Below are 18,535 nucleotides of genomic sequence, written 5' to 3'. Positions count from 1 at the left end.
CTTTAGAATAGAATTATATACTCTTCTCTACTCTACTGGTTTCCATTCGGTTTTCGCGCCCTGCCAGAAGGCGTTTCAGAGCTTTTAGTTTCGCAAATTAAGAGCTATTTTCCCCCTCTATTTTTCGCCTGTTTTTTTCATCGGATTCTACTCGGATTTATACTTCAAAACAAGGTTAGGATACACCACCCCATCCGCACAAGTGAACTGTGCAAAAAGAACGAAATTACGGAAAAAGTCGGAGTTGCGGAGAAAGAATTCCGGCACATAGCGAACCTGATATCCGGACTGGTCGAGCACATGGGCAAAGTCCGCCATCAACATGAAGTGGTACGAATCAGATAATCCGTCCGTGCCCGCCCGATAAGCCAATGCTCCATCGAGCACTTCACCGTTGTCCAACTGACGGATATATCTCAACAAACTATCCTCATCCGGAGCCAGCAGCAAACGCCCTCCATAGAATGTGGCATAAACATGCATAGACGGCTCTACGAAACTGGTTAGTTGCGTAAACAACGTTGTCTGAGGCAACCTATATACAGGATAGGCCTTAGCGGGAGTATAACAAAAAGTTATACGGGAATTCCGCCCCATTCCTTCCTCTGCCGGAGCCGTATTTACCAACGAGCGCAACATTCTTTCCGCTTCAGTCACATCCATCACAGAGATACTCAAAACAGCCGCAGGCCCCATCAGCGAATCTTCCCGCTGGAAAAGACACGCCACCAAGTCCTGCCCCGTATTTTCCGCCAGATAGCGCGACAGTTCCCGATCCCGGTTCAGGATCTCACCTGTCCTGCCCGCCGTCGCATATTCCTGCCGGTCACCATAGGAAAGCAAGGACGCCCAATCCGTAATTCCCTGTTTGCTGAAATAAAAAGCGGTAGAAGGCAGCGTTTCACCCGGAAATCCCTTGACGGATTCCTGTTGCCGGATTACATTTATAAAGGTGGAACAAGTATCTACATGGTGGCTGATGCCGGAGAAATAGATGAAATCATCTTTCAGTTTCATATCAAACTCCGTCCACCCCATCATTCCTGCCAGACGGGTATAAACAGTAGCGATAGCCGTACTTTTTTTCGGTGTACGCACTTCCTCAAAATCAGGGTCTCCGGACAATGACTTGCCTGTCTTACGAATATCGATCACCTCCTCTATCAGTTTCTTCTGGCAACTGAGCACCAAGAAATCTTCCGTCAGATAACAAGCGAGAAAATCGCCGTCAGCCATCGGATAAATGATAATATCCTCGCCCTTATAACCGAATGTTTTCGGAGGATAGCCCGACGAAACGTATTTCTGCACAAAACGGTCGATCAGCTCACGGTCACCATTCCCCAACCGGCAATAAAGCACCTGATTACGATCATTGTCCGGTTCGTGGAAACTAATCAGCATCTGATTCATCTGCCTGCTCAAACCGTGAGGCGCATCTTCCAGAAGAGAGTAAAGGTATTGTTTCAGATAAGAAAACAGTTTGGATACATAAAGATACTGATGGTCTCTGCTACAAGTCAGCTCATCTACTTCCATTACAAATTCCGCCACGTCTTCTGTCACAAACACTGCTGAAGCGGAGGAAGGAACCAAGGTGTAGAGATCGAAATCCTTCTGATCTTCGGCAGCCGATAACCTGAAAAAAGAGTACAACGCAAAACCTGAGCACAAAAGTACAACAGAAGAAGTGATCGCTATTTTCACTATCGTACGAAGTTTCATAATATTTGCTGTTTATCGGCTAGGGGCAAAAATAATAATTTCTACAAAGAAAACAAAACTTTTGCTAAAAAAAGTCACCGATAATCAGAAAATGATTTCCATTCCGTCGTATGTAAGGTGAACATTTTCAGGAAGTCCCTTCTCTACCTTCTCATGCAGCCCCATATCATGACTCATGTGGATGAAGTATGTCTCCTTTGCCCGAATACGTTCTGCCGCCTTCAATGCCTCCTCCAGACTCTGGTGGGTGGGATGAGGAGCGATGCGAAGCGCATTCATTATCAGAACATCTATCCCCTCCAATTGTTCATAAGATTCTTCGGGCATGGTGAGCATATCCGTGATATAGCCCAACCGACCGATACGATAGCCCAGAATCGGCAACCGCCCATGCATCACCCGCAAAGGAACCACCTCCGTACGATGAATGGAAAAGGCTTGCCCGGCAACCACTTCCTGCAAAGGAATATCAGGAACACCGGGATAACGATGATCGACAAAACAGTAGGGCATCCGCAGACGCAGTGCCTGTGCCACATATTCTTCAGCATAAATAGGAACCGCCCCGAAACGGCAGAACGGACGCAAATCATCCAGTCCACCCACATGATCATAATGCTCGTGCGTGATAAGTACCCCGTCTATCTTCTCAAAAGGAAGATGCAACACCTGCGCCCGAAAATCGGGTCCGCAATCGATCAGTATCCGGGCGTCTTCCGTTTCAACGATAGCAGACGCACGCAAACGGTTATCTTTGGGATCGGGAGAAGTGCAGACCGGACAACTACACCCTATCTGGGGAACTCCCGTCGATGTTCCGCTTCCAAGTATTCTTACTTTCATTTCTTTAATCAACAATTTCTCTAATGGATAACTCTTTAATGGATAATTGATCATTCTCCATTATCCATTAACCAAGTTTACTTCCGGATGGATGTCTATGCCGAATTTCTCACGAACAGAAGCCCGTACTGCATCCGAAAGTGCTATAATGTCACTCCCCTTTGCACCGCCCCGGTTCACCAGTACTAATGCCTGTTTGTCATGCACTGCTGCCGGTCCCAGGGATTTTCCTTTCCAGCCGCACTGGTCGATCATCCATCCTGCCGGAATTTTCACTCGTCCGTCATTCAGTTCGTAGAAAGGGATTCGGGGAAATTCCTGCTGCAAAGCTTCCAGCTTTTCGCGCGGAACGATAGGATTCATAAAAAAACTGCCGGCATTTCCCATCACTTTCGGGTCGGGCAGTTTACTTTCACGGATATCGATGATCACTTTCCGGAGCACCGGCAATGTCAGTGCAGGATACTTTTCGAGTTCCTGACGAATGGTGCCGTAATCCAACGTATAATGTTCTTCCTTACTGAGCCGGAAGCAAACATAGGTCACAAATACGGATTTATTCTCCGGACGTTTGAAAATGCTGTCGCGATAGGCATAGCCACATTCTTCTACAGCATAAACGCGCTCCTCACCGTGAATGTTCACCGTCTCTACGGAGATGATCAGGTCTTTCACCTCTACCCCGTAAGCACCGATATTCTGCACGGCACTTGCTCCCACTTCACCGGGAATCAGGGAAAGGTTTTCCGTTCCATACCAGCCGTGCTCTACACAATAACCTACGAAGTCATCCCAGACCACGCCTGCTCCTACCCGTACGGACACACTACGGTCGTCCTCCTCCATCACCTCGATTCCTTCGATACGGGAATGCAGAACCAGCCCGTCATAATCTTTGGCGAAAAGCAGATTGCTCCCACCGCCTATATGTAAAAAAGGTGTCGTAAGGGCACCTTGAGCTATCAATGTCTTCAGTTCTTCTACCGAAGCATATTCCTGAAACCGTTCGGCACTGACGTCAATGCCAAACGTATTGTGTGATAAAAGAGAATACATTTCTTCTGTTTTTTGGTTGCTAAATACTGGTATCTTCAAACTTATACAGCTGCCATTCGCCTGCCTTCCGTTTGAAATAGAGAATATTAGAGAAGCCGTTTCCAATTCCTTTCAATGCGAGAATCTTTGTCGGCGAGTTATCATCATTCCGCTGTCCGTAATTGATATTCGAGAGACGGTCTGCAGGCAATGCCGGTTTGAAGGCGAACCACTGGTTCAAATCCAGAGAGGTCTCCAGAATAGAGAAGTCATCATCCGGATCTGAGGTGACAAAAGCCAAAGGGTCCTGCACACGTTGGCTCTGAAAAAGGCTGTCGGCAGCAAAATGGCTGAAGAACTCCACAAAGTCCTCATTCTCATTCCGCTCAATAGGACGCAGATTGATAGCCTCTAAAATCCATGCCCCCTTGATACGCTCAAAATAATACTTTTTCACCATTCGGGTTTTCACGAATATCCATTCTACCTGAACGGAGGTCAGCGAGGTATCCCCCACCAGATCCATATCTTCTTCCTTATCAAACAGGAGCGTATAATAATGCTGTTTGGTAAATAAGTCATCATGCTTCCAGTTGCGCTCTTCGATATTGGTCTTCTCGTCTCCCTTGTAATAGGGCAACGGGAATTTCACACGCTGACGCTGCAAAGCATCATCGGAAGCAAAATTGTAGATGAAATCGTCGAAAGATTCGTCCGCTTCTGTCGGTTTAGGTTCTTCCGGCAACTCCTCCTGATGGATTGAATCGGCTTTATGCCGGATAGAATCCACCTCATGTGTGATAGATGCAAAGGGGTCGATGCTCGTTTTCTTGTTTCCACAGGAACCCAGAACACTGAGCACCAGTACCCCCGCAATAAGTTTTTTCATTTTTTCAGTTTCTCTCTTAGCTTTTCAAGCATATCCACCGTCATGCTCTCCAAATCGTAAGCCGGCTTCCATCCCCACTCCTCACGGGCGCAGGTATCGTCCAGACTATCGGGCCAGCTGTCGGCTATGCGCTGTTTCAAAGGATCTATGTCATAGACCATTTCGAACGCAGGCACATGCTTCTTGATGGCATGGTATATCGTCTCAGGGTCGAAACTCATAGAGGCGATATTGAAAGCGTTGCGGTGTATCAGCCTGGTCGGATCTGCTTCCATCAGCATGATTGCTGCGTTCAGCGCGTCCGGCATATACATCATATCCATTAAAGTGCCTTCTTTGATCGGGCACACAAATTTTTCTCCTTTCACTGCCGAATAATAAATATCTACGGCATAATCGGTAGTTCCTCCTCCCGGAGGGGTCACATTCGAAATGATGCCCGGGAAACGGACAGCACGGGTATCGACACCGTATTTGTTAAAATAGTAGTCACTCAGCAGCTCTGTCGTCACCTTGGTGACACCATACATGGTGCGAGGACGCTGAACGGTATCCTGTGGTGTCAGTGTATGAGGCGTGCTTGCACCGAACGATCCGATAGAACTGGGGGTAAATACCGCACATCCCTGCTCACGCGCCACTTCCAAAACATTCCACAATCCGTCAATACCAATCTTCCAGGCCAGCTTCGGCTTGGACTCGGCTACCACCGAAAGCAGTGCAGCCAAATTATATATTGTATCTATGTGGTGTTCTTTCACCACCGATTCAATCATTTCACCATTCGTTACATCGACAACAGCCGACGGTCCCGACTCCTTTAACTCGCCTTTGGGCTCTGCGCCCTGAATATAACCCGCTACTACGTTTGTGTTTCCATAACGCCTGCGCAACTCCATCGTCAACTCGGACCCTATTTGTCCGGTGGCTCCAATAATCAAAATGTGTTTCATTTTTCCTTTTAAATAAAAGTGTTAAGCTAAATAGTGCGCAAAGTAAGCACTTTTTTTTCAGATTTAAATCAAAAAGATATTGTTTATTCCAAGAAAAATCGTGTCCTTTGCAGTATAACTTAATCACTCAAACACTATGTACGGTAAAATGCAGGAATATCTCAGCCAGACACTGGCTGAAATTAAGGAAGCCGGACTTTACAAAGAAGAACGACTTATCGAAAGTGCGCAGCAAGCTGCCATCACTGTAAAAGGCAAAGAAGTGCTGAACTTCTGCGCCAACAACTATCTGGGACTGTCCAACCACCCCCGCCTGATCAAAGCTTCTCAGGAAATGATGGACCGCCGCGGATATGGTATGTCATCTGTCCGCTTCATCTGCGGAACGCAAGATATACATAAGGAACTGGAAGCTGCCATCTCGGATTATTTCCAGACAGAAGATACGATTCTGTACGCAGCTTGCTTCGATGCCAACGGGGGTGTATTCGAACCGCTTTTCAGCGAAGAGGATGCCATTATCTCCGATTCTCTGAACCACGCTTCTATCATCGACGGTGTACGTCTTTGCAAGGCGAAACGTTATCGTTATGCCAATGCGGATATGAAGGACCTGGAAAGATGCCTGCAAGAGGCTCAGGCGCAACGTTTCCGTATCGTTGTCACCGACGGTGTATTTTCTATGGACGGCAACGTAGCGCCGATGGATCAGATTTGTGATCTTGCCGAGAAGTACGATGCGCTGGTTATGGTAGACGAATCGCACTCTGCCGGTGTGGTTGGCGCTACAGGCCACGGCGTCAGCGAACTGTACAAAACTCACGGACGTGTGGACATCTATACAGGCACACTGGGCAAAGCTTTCGGAGGTGCATTGGGCGGATTCACTACCGGTCGCAAGGAGATTATCGACTTACTGCGTCAGCGCAGCCGTCCTTACCTGTTCTCCAACTCATTGGCTCCGGGTATCATCGGTGCAAGTCTCGAAGTATTCAAAATGCTGAAAGAAAGCAATGCGCTGCATGACAAGCTTGTAGAGAATGTAAACTACTTCCGCGACCAGATGACAGCCGCCGGATTCGACATCAAACCGACACAGAGTGCAATCTGCGCCGTTATGTTGTATGATGCCAAACTGTCGCAGATTTATGCTGCACGCATGCAGGAAGAAGGAATTTATGTGACTGGATTCTATTATCCGGTCGTTCCGAAAGAACAGGCTCGTATCCGCGTACAGATCTCCGCCGGACACGAGAAAGCACACCTCGACAAATGTATCGCTGCCTTCATCAAAGTCGGCAAAGAACTCGGAGTGCTTAAATAATAAGTATCAGGTATTAAGTATTAGGTATTACCGTAGCTGCCGATCGTTTATCTGCATAGCACAATACCTAATACTTGATACTTAATACTTTAATACCTAATACTTACTAATTTGTTTTCAAGATGGAAGAATTGACTCTCACTACTCCTGCCCTGCTTTTCTCGGCTGTTTCGCTGATTTTACTGGCTTATACCAACCGTTTTTTATCGTATGCACAATTGGTACGACAGTTGCGGGACCGTTACATGGAAAATCCTACGGATATCACGGTAGCACAAATCGAGAATTTAAGAAAACGCTTAAACCTGACACGAACGATGCAGGGGCTGGGCATTGCAAGTCTTTTTTTCTGTGTAGTCAGCATGTTCCTCATCTACATCGGACTGCAATTACTGTCGGCGTATGTGTTCGGGCTGGCTTTGATTCTGTTGATCGCTTCTTTAGGAGTATCTTTCCGTGAAATACAGATTTCTACCCGTTCACTGGAAATCTATCTGGGAACTATGGAGAAAGGGAAAAAGAAATAGCTCTGCCCATTTCCGGAGAGCTATGTTTTGAATATTACATATTTATTATACGTCGGTACGACTCATTTTACGCGATACGTCATGATATGACCCGGCAAGGTATAATGACCGTGAATCGGCTTCCTTTGCCCGCTTCCGATTGAAGGGTTATCTTGCCACCCAGCTTTTCCACAATCACTTTGCAAATAGACAGTCCCAGTCCGGCTCCCTGCGAAAATTCATTCTGCTTGTAGAAGCGGCTGAAAATCATCTGCTGTTCTTCACGGGGAATGCCTCTGCCGGTATCTTCCACATAAATATGCACTGCCTCTTCTTCCTCCATATAGTAGTAGCCGATTTTGATAAATCCACTTTCCGTAAACTTGGTCGCATTATTCAGAAAGTTCGTAAGGACCTGTATCAGTCGGTCTCTGTCAACATCAATTTCCAGACATATATCTTCTTCCTCTTTCTGAAAATCAAGACGGGGTGCAATCAACACTTGGTGGGTCATATAGACGTCATTAAGCAGTTCCTTCACTATACACTTCTTATAGCAGAAAGACATATATCCGGACTCGATGCGGGAAAGTTCCAGAATGTCATTAACCAGTTTGAGCAGCAAATCGCTATTCTTATTAATGGTGTCAATATACTCCTGCTTATCTTCCGGACTTAATTCTTCATCGCTAGCCAGAATATTGGAGAAACCTACGATTGAATTTAGCGGTGTACGTATCTCATGGCTCATATTCGCCAGAAAGGATTGTTTCAGTTCCGCCTTTTCTGCCAGCAAACGGGCAGCGTCCAGTTCTTCTTCCCGATCCTTCATCTCTTGTATGTTGAGCAAAAGTCCGGCGGTCTTGTATCCCCCTCCTTCCAGCAGATTAGTCGTATAGCGAAACTCCCACCACTGATATCCTCTTCCGCTAAAATCGCAGCGTAGCTGAACTATCTTTTTACTTGCTTCTTTCAGGTTTCTCCGGCTAAGCTTTACACTGTCCCAATGGCCGGGGTGTACAAACTTCCCCAAGTCCGTAAAAGGCAATTTGCGGGGAGACATACCTTGTGATCTCCAAAAGGCATCTTCAAAGACAAAGAACTCGTCTTCCAACTTCCATGCGTAAGTGGTTCCTCCCTCAATAGCCAATGCCAGAGTTTCCTTTTCGTCTGCCAATGCATAAAGTGCCTGCTTTTTCCTTTTCTGCTCACGAAGATAGAGCCACAACAAACAGGTAACAATGGCAAACAACAATCCAGCCAAAGACACGATGGAAGAAATATAAAAATATGGATATTCCTTACTAAAGGGAATATTGACAATCTTATAATTAGCAGGAATCTTCTCCTTCTTTATCCCCAACTGTTTCATCACATTCCAGTCAACCAGGTATTCCTTCTTGCTCTCAGTCACCGGCATATCCGATGATGAAGCTCCATTCAATATATGTACAGCAGCTCTTACCTCCTCTTCTACCTGAACCGGCAACGAAGTCAGATATCCTCCAAGCAGTTTCTCTCCACATTCAAAACCCTCATTGATCACAGTCAGACTGGGACTCACACAGATGGCCCCAATATTGATGGTCGTAAAATCCCGCTTCAACTGAATATAGCATTGCCCCCGATAGTTCTTATTCAACGCCCACATCAGATTGGCTTCAGACTTGTCCCGGTTGCTACGTATAGAAATGGAAAGAAAACGAATATATCCCTCTTCCCTTACCAGCCGATACTGTTCCACAGAAGGAATGTCGGGATAATCCATGAAGCCTGTTACTCTATGTCCTGCCAATTGCTTCCTCGCGTCCTTTCTTATCTGCACATCCAGAAAAGTAGAATCCAGAAGTGTAAACAGACGGACACTATCCCCAAAGAGTTTTCTGGCCATTTCAGCATTTTGAACAAAGCCGATCTTATCATGAAAGCCCGTCGCATTGGGATATTGCTTCAACAACTCCCAATTCGGATAATTGACTCCGGCAAAGACCACCGGCACCTCTTTCACTAACGGATCACCACACTTCAGAAGAGAGTAAGTCGCCTGATCTTCATTCACCAGAATCACTTCCGGTCGCCAGTCTCCGGATACAGAATCAAGCAAATATCTCATTCGCTTCAGTTCCGTCTCTTCCTTATAGGATTCACAATCCAGATAGAGCGTCCGAATATCAGCATTGACTCCTTCTTTCTTGAATTGTTTAGCTATCAGACGATTAAACTCGGGATAAGCAGTGTACGTTTCTTCATAAGAATGAACAACCAGTATACACCGCTCTTGGGAAGAGGTACAACCGACCAGTGCTGAAATTAAATAGATCAGTAAAGGAAACAGGAAGATTATTTTTCTATTTTCATTATTCATCTAAAGATTATCCTTTCAATTAAAGATGTAACGGATTCCAAATTGCAACTGCCAACAATTGACAGAGGAACGAACGGGAGCAAAACTACGGTAAGGCAATATTGTCTCTCCGTCTTCTGTCAATGTACCCATGGTATATATCGGTTCATTCTTTTCATTCAAGCCCTTATATTGCAGCGGTTTGTTGATAGTAGAACCTTTGGGTACTCCCCAGGCATCATTCAGCAAATTTCCGATATTCATTATATCCACACTCAGTTGAAGGGTATTTGTAGTCTTTCCCGCCTTCACCTTAAAGTCCTGTACCACACGCAAATCAAAACGGTGATACCAAGGTCGAAACGCTCCGTTTGTCTCCGCATATTTTCCCTTTCGTTTTCTCAGATACGGATCTTGCTCCACAAAAGCCCAGAAAGCCTCTCTCTGCTCAGCCGCCGGAAACAGCACGGTTCCGTCTGTTTTCTTCAAGTCGGTAAAATTCAGTTCATCACGGGTAGCCGGTATATACATCAGGTCATATTGAGAGCCGTCGTTATTCAGGTCTCCATCAATCAGATAGGTATAAGAACCATTATACTGCCCGGTATAAAACAGAGAAATGCCGGTGGCAAAGTTTCGGGCGTATTCGATGGTATAGGATGCAGATGCAATGACACGGTGGGGGGAGTCCAGATAAGAAGCATTGTGCATGGACAGATAGTTGGCTCCCTGCACGGAAGGTTCCTGTTGCCACGCATTTTCGATCTGGTTGCTCGCGTTATTCGACAACGTGCGGGAACGGGTATAAGTATAGGATGCCATCAGATTCAGATTTCGGACCGGCTCCATATTCATAGTGGCGTTCAGCGTATAGCTATGTCCTTTGCTTGTATTCGTCATCAGCATGGCACGGGTGATATCCGCATTGATGCGGTTGTCCTTATTTCCCGGATAAATATAGCGATCGTCAGCACCGGACAGGCGGGACATCTTGGAGTCATCCAGAGCAATCATGTTCACGTTCTGTTGCAGAATGGCATTGATATCCTTGATATACATAGCCTCCAACGTCAAATCGGACCGGAAAGGAAATGGCAAACGATAGTCCAGTGCCAGAGAAGTTGTCCATACCTGCGGAGTCTTAAAGTGGCGGTCAATCGTTATGATCTCATTTACTGCTCCCGGTTCTGTGGGGAAACAATCCGGATACTGAGGGGCAATCTCCGACAAGATCTGCTGAGGATTACGAATACCGCCTGCCAAAGCCGCCAACAGCTCTTTCTCACGAGGATCGTTTGTATTCTGAAGTACCGAGACGGTCGTCTTCAGCATACCGCTTCCTTCCTGCATCTTCGACAGGAAAATTAATGGGAAGCGTCCGGTAAAGATTCCCGTTCCTCCTCGAAGTTTCAGTGTCTGATCACCTGATAAATCGTAATTGAAGCCAATACGCGGCGAAAACAGCGGAGTCGCCTTCGGCCAGTAAGCGGTACTCAGCTTCGTACCATAAAATTCGTAAGAGGTGATGGAAGGATTCTCATATCGCTTGTTGACATAAAGCGGAATATCCATGCGGATACCATAAAGCAGTTTAAGCCGTTCATTCACGTTATATTGATCTTGCGCATACAGCGAAAACTGATCATAATGAACGGAAGCCGGAGCTTCTGCGTCTCCCGTTAAAGAATAACAGAGAGCAAAGGCTACAGGAGCCGCCTTATTCACGAAGTCCTCGTAACTGTTGTAACGGTAATACCCTGCTCCGTAGCGCATATAGCTATTTGAAACGTTCTGCGATTCAAAACTTGCCCCTAATGTCAGACTATGATTTCCCCAATGAACGGAAAAGTTATCTGTAATGCTCCAAACCTTTTCACGGATTCCGTTTTTCCACGCATGCTGCTCGTATCCTGCATTCATAAATGCACGGTTTGTCCCCGTTTCATCGGGTTTCATGATATCGACCGTAGGAAAATCGCCCTTACATTCTCTTTTGTTTCCATCATTAAAAGTCAGACTCACCAAAAGCTGATGGGTCAAAGCAGCACTCAAACGGCTATTCAACTCTGCAGTCAGCGAATTCACATTATCCAATTGCTGCCAGGTGGAATTACGGAAAGACATCGAATAGCGGCTGACCGGTCCGCCATTAATGCTCAACGCCGATCCTACCAGATTATTATCTTTTTTCTGTCCGGTATAGTTATAACGTAGCATGAAACGGTGTTTGTCAGTTATGTTCCAGTCCATACGTGCCATGACACGATACACATCCGTACGTCCGGCAAAATCTGTCCACGAACCGGTATCATATCCATACAAGTTCTTCAGATCCTGCGAAAAACGGCTCATGTCTTCCGCCGTCACACGTGAAATCATATTCTGGCTATCGTCCTTACCGTCATCGGACAGTTTCCATTTATGGATGGGCTGCGGACTATATTCATATTCTCCATTCACAAAAAAGAATAGCTTATTCTTTATAACCGGTCCGCCGAAAGTAAATCCATATACATTACGCCGCTCTTCCTCCCGGTCGCCGAGGTCATAACCGTCTACCTTGTTCCCACGCAGATATTCATTCTTTGTGTACATATAGGCGGAACCACGAAACCGATTTGTTCCGCTCTTTGTCACCGCGTTTACCGAACCTCCGACAAAATTGCTCTGACGTATATCAAAAGGAGCGATACTCACCTGTATCTCTTCCAGCGCATCAATTGAAATCGGATTTCCGCCTCCGGGCAAAACAGCACCATCCAGTCCCGCACTGTAATTGAAGTTCGCTCCGTCAATCGTGTAGTTGTTCATACGTTGGTCACGCCCCCCAAAGCCATTTTTAGTAGCGTAAGGAGACATCTTGGTGATGGCCGTCAGACCACGAGAAATATTAGGGAGACGAGAAATATCTTTTGATGTAATATGGGTAGATGCTCCGGTTTTTTCTCCGGCAAATTTAGAAGCCGTGCCTATAACGACTACTTCATCCAGTTCGGCAGATTCTTTCAATTTGGCATCACAGACATAGGTTTCGGCAAGTTTCAGAGATATGCCGGTAAAAATAGCTGTCCGATAGCCGACATACGAAAATTCAATCCGATATGGCCCGCCGGTGCGCATACCTTCCAAATGGTAAGTTCCCTGCAGGTTAGTCACTGTACCATAGCGTGTTCCGGACGGTTCGTGTATTGCAATTACAGTAGTACCCGGTAACGGTTCGTTTTGTTCGTCCTCAACTCTTCCGCTCATAGAGGAAGTAGTTGCTTGTCCAAAAGATGCGGCTGCCAAACAGCTAAACATCATCAGGAGCCATAAAAATCTGATCATATACTCCAAATTAGACTGTAGCAAATGAATGATCCTTTGTGTGCAGAATAACTCATTGCAGTGGGCAAAGATAACAGATTTTTAAATATGAGCAAAGTAAGTTAAAAAAAAGAAGCTGTCTGAATATAAATCCAAACAGCTTCTCCTATCTTATTTTCTATTTTTCAGATTGCCATCAACGTTGTCCCAGCTGTGAATCAACAAAGAAAATACCAGTATCACCGGCTTTCTTGATCTTATCCACAATTCCCTGTGCGGTAGCTTCTTCTTCTACTTGTTCGCGAACAAATCCCCACAAGAAATCCTGAGTAGCTTTATCTTTTTCAGCAGCAGCCACATCTACCAGCTTGTCTACCATTTCCGATACATGGCATTCATGTTTGTAAACATGCTCAAACACTTCCAGCGGAGTACCCCAGCCGTTAGGAACCACATCGATCTTGTCGACTTTGGCCATTCCACCACGTTTAATGATATAATCGGCCATTGCGTAAGCATGTTCCAGTTCTTCATGAGACTGCTTCTTCATCCAATGTGCAAATCCACTGAAACCTTCTTTCTCAAAATAGAAAGACATTGCTAAATACAGGTTAGAAGACCACATTTCCGCAGTGATCTGCTCATTGATTGCTTTCTGTAATTTTTCTGAAATCATAATCGTATATTTATTAAGTTGTTAATGTAGTTTTCTTTTGAACTCATTACAAAAATAACAAGATTTCAGTTAAAATTGTTCCATCCTCCCTGTATTTTTAAACTACATTCACATTTTATTTACACCAATTCGTCAGAAGTGTATCCTTTCGGCAGTTCACGGCAGTTATATCCGGATGCCATAATCTCGCCGTAAGCCCCTGCAGAACGAAGTGCAATCAAGTCTCCGCGCTTTACCTTATTCAAATCAATCGCTTTACCGAAAACGTCTGATGATTCACAGATGGGGCCTACTACATCATATGCCTCTACGGGGTCTTCCGAAGTAATGTTTTCCATCTTGTGGTAAGCCTGATACAAAGCCGGACGAATCAAGTCTGTCATACCTGCATCGAGGATGGCGAATTTCTTCTTGGTTCCCTGCTTTACATACAGTACTTTGGATATCAGAGAACCGCATTGTCCTACCACCGCACGTCCCAGTTCGAAGTGCAGTGTCTGATAAGGGCGCAGTTTCAGTTGTCCGGCATAGGTAGCAAAGTAGCTCTTGAAATCGGGAATGGACTGACGGTTCGGATGTCCGTAGTCAATACCCAAGCCACCGCCGACATTGATGTGTTCTACCAGAATATGACGCGCTTCCAGTTTATCCTGCAATTCATTCACACGGTTGCAGAGCGCGATAAAATCGCCCATATCCAATATCTGAGAACCGATATGGAAGTGCAGGCCGATGAATTTCACGTTCTTCATCTCCAAGGCGACATCGATCACCTTGTCCATATCCTGCATACTGATACCGAATTTGTTTTCAGCCAGACCGGTAGTGATATTAGCATGCGTATGTGCTCCTACATCCGGATTGATGCGGAAAGCGACATTAGCAATCTTATTCTGTGCCGCAGCCAGTTCATTGATGACTTCCAGTTCGGGAATAGACTCTACATTGAAACAGAAGATGCCATACTCCAGTCCGAGGTTGATCTCCCAGTCTGCTTTACCGACTCCGGCAAAAACAACCTTATTGGCCGGAAACCCGGCACGGATAGCGGCACGTATTTCTCCACCGCTCACGCAGTCGGCTCCCATTCCGCTTTCACGGATAATGGTCATTACTTTCGGATTGGCATTTGCCTTGACAGCATAGTGTACGGAATAGCTAGGATATTTGGCAACCTCTTGGTTAATAGCCGACAATGTATCACGCAGCACTTTCGTATCATAATAATAGAAAGGTGTCTGCAAAGTACGGAATTTATCGATTGGAAATATTCCTTTCATCATTCAAGAAACTTGTTTAGTTAGTTAAAAAGAGCGCTTTTATCAGTATCGGTAAAAGCGCTCAGTATTATTTGTGGAATTATTTGTTGTTGAAAAGCATGTCACTCAGCGACTGTAACGCTATCTTCTTATCACATTCCCGGATAAGGAAAGAGATGTTGTAGTTACTTCCTCCGAATGAAATCATTCGTACCGGTATATCACGCATCGCATCAAGTGCTTTTGCTTCAAAACCTACATTCTCCCATTCCAAGTCGCCTACTACACAGATAATACACATATCTTTGTCTACAGTGACCGTACCGTATTTTTTCAGGTCGTCCAGAATCTCATTCAGGTGCTTGGTGTTGTCTATCGTAACAGATACACCTACCTCAGAAGTACAGATCATGTCGATGGAAGTCTGGTAGCTTTCAAAAATTTCGAAGACTTTACGCAGGAAACCGTGAGCCAGCAACATACGGCTTGACTTGATCTTGATAGCCGTAATGTTATTCTTAGCAGCTACAGCTTTGATCTTGCCTTTCTCCGTGTCATTGGAAATCAACGTTCCGGGCGCATCCGGGTCCATTGTATTCAACAGACGTACAGGGATGTTGGCATATTTAGCAGGCTGGATGCAAGTCGGATGCAGGATTTTTGCACCGAAGTAAGCCAACTCGGCAGCTTCTTCAAAATGCAACTGGCGAACCGGAGCTGTCTTGTCAACAATGCGCGGGTCGTTGTTGTGCATACCGTCGATGTCTGTCCATATCTGGATTTCAGAAGCATTCACGGCAGCACCGATCAAAGAAGCGGTGTAATCGCTGCCACCACGCTGCAGGTTATCGATCTCACCGTAAGCATTGCGGCAGATAAAACCTTGTGTGATGTAAATCTCCATATCCGGATAAAGTTCCAGTTGTGTCTGCAGTTTCTCCTTAATATATACGGGGTCCGGCTCCGCGTTCTTGTCAGTACGCATGAATTCCAAAGCCGGGAGCAACACGGACTTCACACCACATTCCTGCAGGTAGAAGTTCACCATAGCCGTAGAAATAAGCTCTCCCTGTGCCAAAACCACTTTCTCTTCGAACAAAGTGAAAAGGTCTTTAGTATAGGAGCGGATGTAGTCAAAGTGAGACTTGATGACTTCCAGCCCTTTCTGTTTATATTCCTGAGTTGCATAAAGTTCATCAACGTGCTGTTTATATTTTGATTCCAGCTTATTGATAATCTCGTTGGCACCCTCCGGATTCTTCTTATACAGATAGTCCGAAATTTCCACCAATGTATTTGTTGTTCCTGACATAGCAGAAAGGACAACAATCTTTTGTTCACCATCGGTAATCAATTTGGCTACTTCCTTCATCCGCTGAGCAGAACCTACGGAAGTTCCTCCAAACTTTAAAACTTTCATTTTCGTTACTGTTTTAGTTATCTATATTTAAATCTATTTCTATTGTTCTCTGCCTGGGCATGTATTCGTCGGTCACATCCGTTATGCGATGCTCGGAGCAACGATATACGCTGCCGGGATATTCTTTCAGCAATTGCAGATTGTGCGTCGTCATCACCACGGAAGAACCCGATTCACAGATGTTGTGCAACAATTCAACAATGGACTTGCCTGTCTCCACATCCAGATTTCCGGTCGGTTCGTCCGCCAGAATAATAGCCGGAGAATTGAGTACGGCACGTGCTATTACGATGCGCTGCTGTTCGCCACCGGAAAGTTCATTGGGGAGTTTGTAGCCTTTGTTAGACATTCCCACCAAATCGAGCACTTCCTCTATCCTTTCCTGAATTTCCCGCTTGTTCTTCCAGCCGGTGGCACGAAGTACAAATTCCAGGTTGTTGTATACGGTACGATCCGTCAGCAGCTGAAAGTCCTGAAATACGATTCCCAGCTTTCTTCTCAGCTGAGGGATATGCTTGCGTTTGATTGAACGCATATTATAGCCCAATACTTCCGCTTCACCGTCGATCACGTCCAGTTCGCCATACAGTGTTTTGAGCAGGCTCGTTTTTCCCGAACCTACCTTCCCGATCAGATAGACGAACTCTCCTTTGCGCAATTCAAGATTTACATCGCTCAGCACACAGAGTTCCTGTTGATGGATTTCTACGTTCCTATATTGAATTAATGCTTCTTCCATGTACTGCTATGTCTTTCCTGCAATTCACGTGCAAGGTCTTCGATACGATAGCCTTTTGAAGTTAATAACACAATCATATGATAAATCAAGTCGGCTCCTTCATAGATCAAACGTTCGTTTGTTCCATTGGTCGCTTCGATCACTGTTTCCACAGCTTCTTCTCCCACCTTCTGTGCAATCTTGTTGATTCCGGATTCGAACAGGCTGGTGGTATAAGATCCTTCGGGCATTTCTTCGTGACGTTTGTCGATGAAATCCTGCAACGCTTTCAGGAACATGACAGGTTCTTCATTTTTCTCACCCCAGCAAGTATCTGTGCCCGTATGACAAACAGGACCTGCCGGATCTGCCTGAATCAACAGGGTATCGTTATCACAATCTGCTTTGATAGAAACAACGTGAAGGAAGTTACCGCTTTCTTCTCCTTTCGTCCACAGACGATTCTTGGTACGGCTGAAGAAAGTTACTTTTCCGGTTTCCACCGTTTTGTCATAGGCCTCTTTATTCATGAAACCCAGCATCAAGACTTTACGTGTCTCGTTGTCCTGTATGATAGCCGGAACAAGTCCGTTCATCTTATCGAAATCCAATTCCATCTTATTTTAAGTTCTAATTACTATTTCAAATTACTATGCCGTTTGTGTGACATCATACCGTTGTTCACAGTCCACGTCCTATTATGCTTCCTATCTGCATGGAAGCCTGCCCGGGGTACCTCACCCTCTGATGGTTATTCCTTCGCCGCAAAGATACGATTTTAATTCGGGAATTTTAATTTCTCCGAAATGAAAAACGCTGGCAGCCAATGCCGCATCTGCTTTTCCCACCAAAAAGGCATCACGGAAGTGTTCTTTCAGTCCCGCACCACCCGAAGCGATCACAGGAATCGAAAGTTGCTCCGCCAAAGAGGCAAGCGCTTCGTTTGCGTAGCCGGTCTTTACACCGTCATGGTTCATGCTCGTAAACAAGATTTCACCGGCTCCACGCTCCTGCGCTTCTTTGGTCCACGAAAGTAATTCTTTATCGGTTTCAATACGTCCGCCATTCAGATAACATTTCCATCCGTTTTCCGTTTGTCTGGCATCTACCGCCAGCACACAAACCTGAGACCCGAAATTCTTGGCAATATCATTAATCAGCTGAGGATTGCGAATAGCGGAAGAGTTAATTGAAATCTTATCTGCACCGGCATTCAGCAGGCGGTCGACATCATTCAATTCGTTGATCCCTCCCCCTACGGTAAACGGGATGTTGATATTGGCAGCAATCCGCTTTACCAGTTCCGTGAAAGTCTTACGCCCCTCATGACTCGCAGTGATATCCAGAAAAACAAGTTCATCAGCTCCTTGTTCACTGTAAGCCCGCCCCAGTTCCACCGGATCACCGGCCTGACGCAAATTGACAAAGTTCGTTCCTTTTACGGTCTGTCCGTCTTTTATATCCAGACAAGGTATAATTCTTTTTGCTAACACAATACTATCTTATTTACTATTTGACAATTTGTAATTTTCCTATC

At 45.5% G+C, this 18,535-nt stretch carries 15 protein-coding genes; 2 read left to right on the top strand and 13 right to left on the bottom strand.

Features of this window, described 5'->3' with window-relative positions:
• Positions 1–147: 147 nt before the first annotated feature.
• From HMPREF2794_RS09850 to HMPREF2794_RS09830, 5 genes are all read right to left on the bottom strand, one after another.
• Positions 148–1,725 carry a DUF3352 domain-containing protein gene (locus HMPREF2794_RS09850; protein WP_022302365.1) on the bottom strand — a complete coding sequence of 526 codons (1,578 nt, stop codon included), beginning with the start codon at positions 1,723–1,725 and terminating at the stop codon, positions 148–150.
• 84 nt (positions 1,726–1,809) lie between these two features.
• Positions 1,810–2,568: an MBL fold metallo-hydrolase gene (locus HMPREF2794_RS09845; RefSeq protein WP_055269035.1), complete on the bottom strand. Its 759-nt coding sequence runs from the start codon at positions 2,566–2,568 to the stop codon at positions 1,810–1,812.
• Positions 2,569–2,628: 60 nt separating this feature from the next.
• On the bottom strand, positions 2,629–3,624 hold the full coding sequence (gene murB, locus HMPREF2794_RS09840) for a UDP-N-acetylmuramate dehydrogenase (RefSeq protein WP_010538606.1): 996 nt from the start codon (positions 3,622–3,624) through the stop codon (positions 2,629–2,631).
• Between the two features lie 19 nt (positions 3,625–3,643).
• Positions 3,644–4,492: a DUF4348 domain-containing protein gene (locus tag HMPREF2794_RS09835; protein WP_010538607.1), complete on the bottom strand. Its 849-nt coding sequence runs from the start codon at positions 4,490–4,492 to the stop codon at positions 3,644–3,646.
• Entirely contained in the window at positions 4,489–5,445 is a 957-nt protein-coding gene (locus tag HMPREF2794_RS09830; protein WP_010538608.1) for an NAD-dependent epimerase/dehydratase family protein, read from the bottom strand. Before HMPREF2794_RS09830 ends, HMPREF2794_RS09835 begins: the two co-directional genes overlap by 4 nt.
• A 136-nt stretch (positions 5,446–5,581) precedes the next feature.
• Between HMPREF2794_RS09830 and kbl the strand changes: the two genes are divergently transcribed.
• Together kbl and HMPREF2794_RS09820 are read left to right on the top strand one after the other, a co-directional pair.
• Complete coding sequence (gene kbl, locus HMPREF2794_RS09825) at positions 5,582–6,769, top strand: glycine C-acetyltransferase (RefSeq protein ID WP_010538609.1); 1,188 nt, start codon at positions 5,582–5,584, stop codon at positions 6,767–6,769.
• A gap of 122 nt (positions 6,770–6,891) precedes the next feature.
• Entirely contained in the window at positions 6,892–7,296 is a 405-nt protein-coding gene (locus HMPREF2794_RS09820; protein ID WP_010538610.1) for a DUF2721 domain-containing protein, read from the top strand.
• A 79-nt stretch (positions 7,297–7,375) separates the two neighbouring features.
• On the opposite strand, the gene HMPREF2794_RS09815 is transcribed toward HMPREF2794_RS09820, so the two are convergent.
• The 8 genes from HMPREF2794_RS09815 to hisF all read right to left on the bottom strand — a co-directional run bounded on the left by HMPREF2794_RS09815 (position 7,376) and on the right by hisF (position 18,491).
• Positions 7,376–9,640, bottom strand: a complete 2,265-nt coding sequence (locus HMPREF2794_RS09815; RefSeq protein WP_070751424.1) for a sensor histidine kinase — start codon at positions 9,638–9,640, stop codon at positions 7,376–7,378.
• A 15-nt stretch (positions 9,641–9,655) separates the two neighbouring features.
• Complete coding sequence (locus tag HMPREF2794_RS09810; protein WP_168166596.1) at positions 9,656–12,868, bottom strand: TonB-dependent receptor; 3,213 nt, start codon at positions 12,866–12,868, stop codon at positions 9,656–9,658.
• A 253-nt stretch (positions 12,869–13,121) separates the two neighbouring features.
• Positions 13,122–13,601: a ferritin gene (locus HMPREF2794_RS09805; RefSeq protein WP_010538613.1), complete on the bottom strand. Its 480-nt coding sequence runs from the start codon at positions 13,599–13,601 to the stop codon at positions 13,122–13,124.
• A gap of 119 nt (positions 13,602–13,720) precedes the next feature.
• The gene (gene lysA / locus HMPREF2794_RS09800) at positions 13,721–14,881 is read right to left on the bottom strand and encodes a diaminopimelate decarboxylase (RefSeq protein WP_055269036.1); all 1,161 of its coding nucleotides are present in this window, start codon (positions 14,879–14,881) and stop codon (positions 13,721–13,723) included.
• A 79-nt stretch (positions 14,882–14,960) separates the two neighbouring features.
• Positions 14,961–16,280 carry an aspartate kinase gene (locus HMPREF2794_RS09795; protein WP_010538616.1) on the bottom strand — a complete coding sequence of 440 codons (1,320 nt, stop codon included), beginning with the start codon at positions 16,278–16,280 and terminating at the stop codon, positions 14,961–14,963.
• Between the two features lie 13 nt (positions 16,281–16,293).
• Entirely contained in the window at positions 16,294–17,019 is a 726-nt protein-coding gene (locus HMPREF2794_RS09790) for a cell division ATP-binding protein FtsE (RefSeq protein WP_010538617.1), read from the bottom strand.
• Positions 17,004–17,615, bottom strand: a complete 612-nt coding sequence (gene hisIE, locus HMPREF2794_RS09785) for a bifunctional phosphoribosyl-AMP cyclohydrolase/phosphoribosyl-ATP diphosphatase HisIE (protein WP_010538618.1) — start codon at positions 17,613–17,615, stop codon at positions 17,004–17,006. Before hisIE ends, HMPREF2794_RS09790 begins: the two co-directional genes overlap by 16 nt.
• A gap of 120 nt (positions 17,616–17,735) precedes the next feature.
• Positions 17,736–18,491: an imidazole glycerol phosphate synthase subunit HisF gene (gene hisF / locus HMPREF2794_RS09780; protein WP_010538619.1), complete on the bottom strand. Its 756-nt coding sequence runs from the start codon at positions 18,489–18,491 to the stop codon at positions 17,736–17,738.
• Positions 18,492–18,535: the final 44 nt, after the last annotated feature.

The sequence above is a fragment of the Bacteroides sp. HMSC067B03 genome (assembly GCF_001811315.1).
In the GTDB taxonomy this organism is placed as follows: domain Bacteria; phylum Bacteroidota; class Bacteroidia; order Bacteroidales; family Bacteroidaceae; genus Bacteroides; species Bacteroides faecis.
Note: the sequence above shows the minus strand (reverse complement) of the source record. Positions and strands in the feature narration are given on the sequence as shown.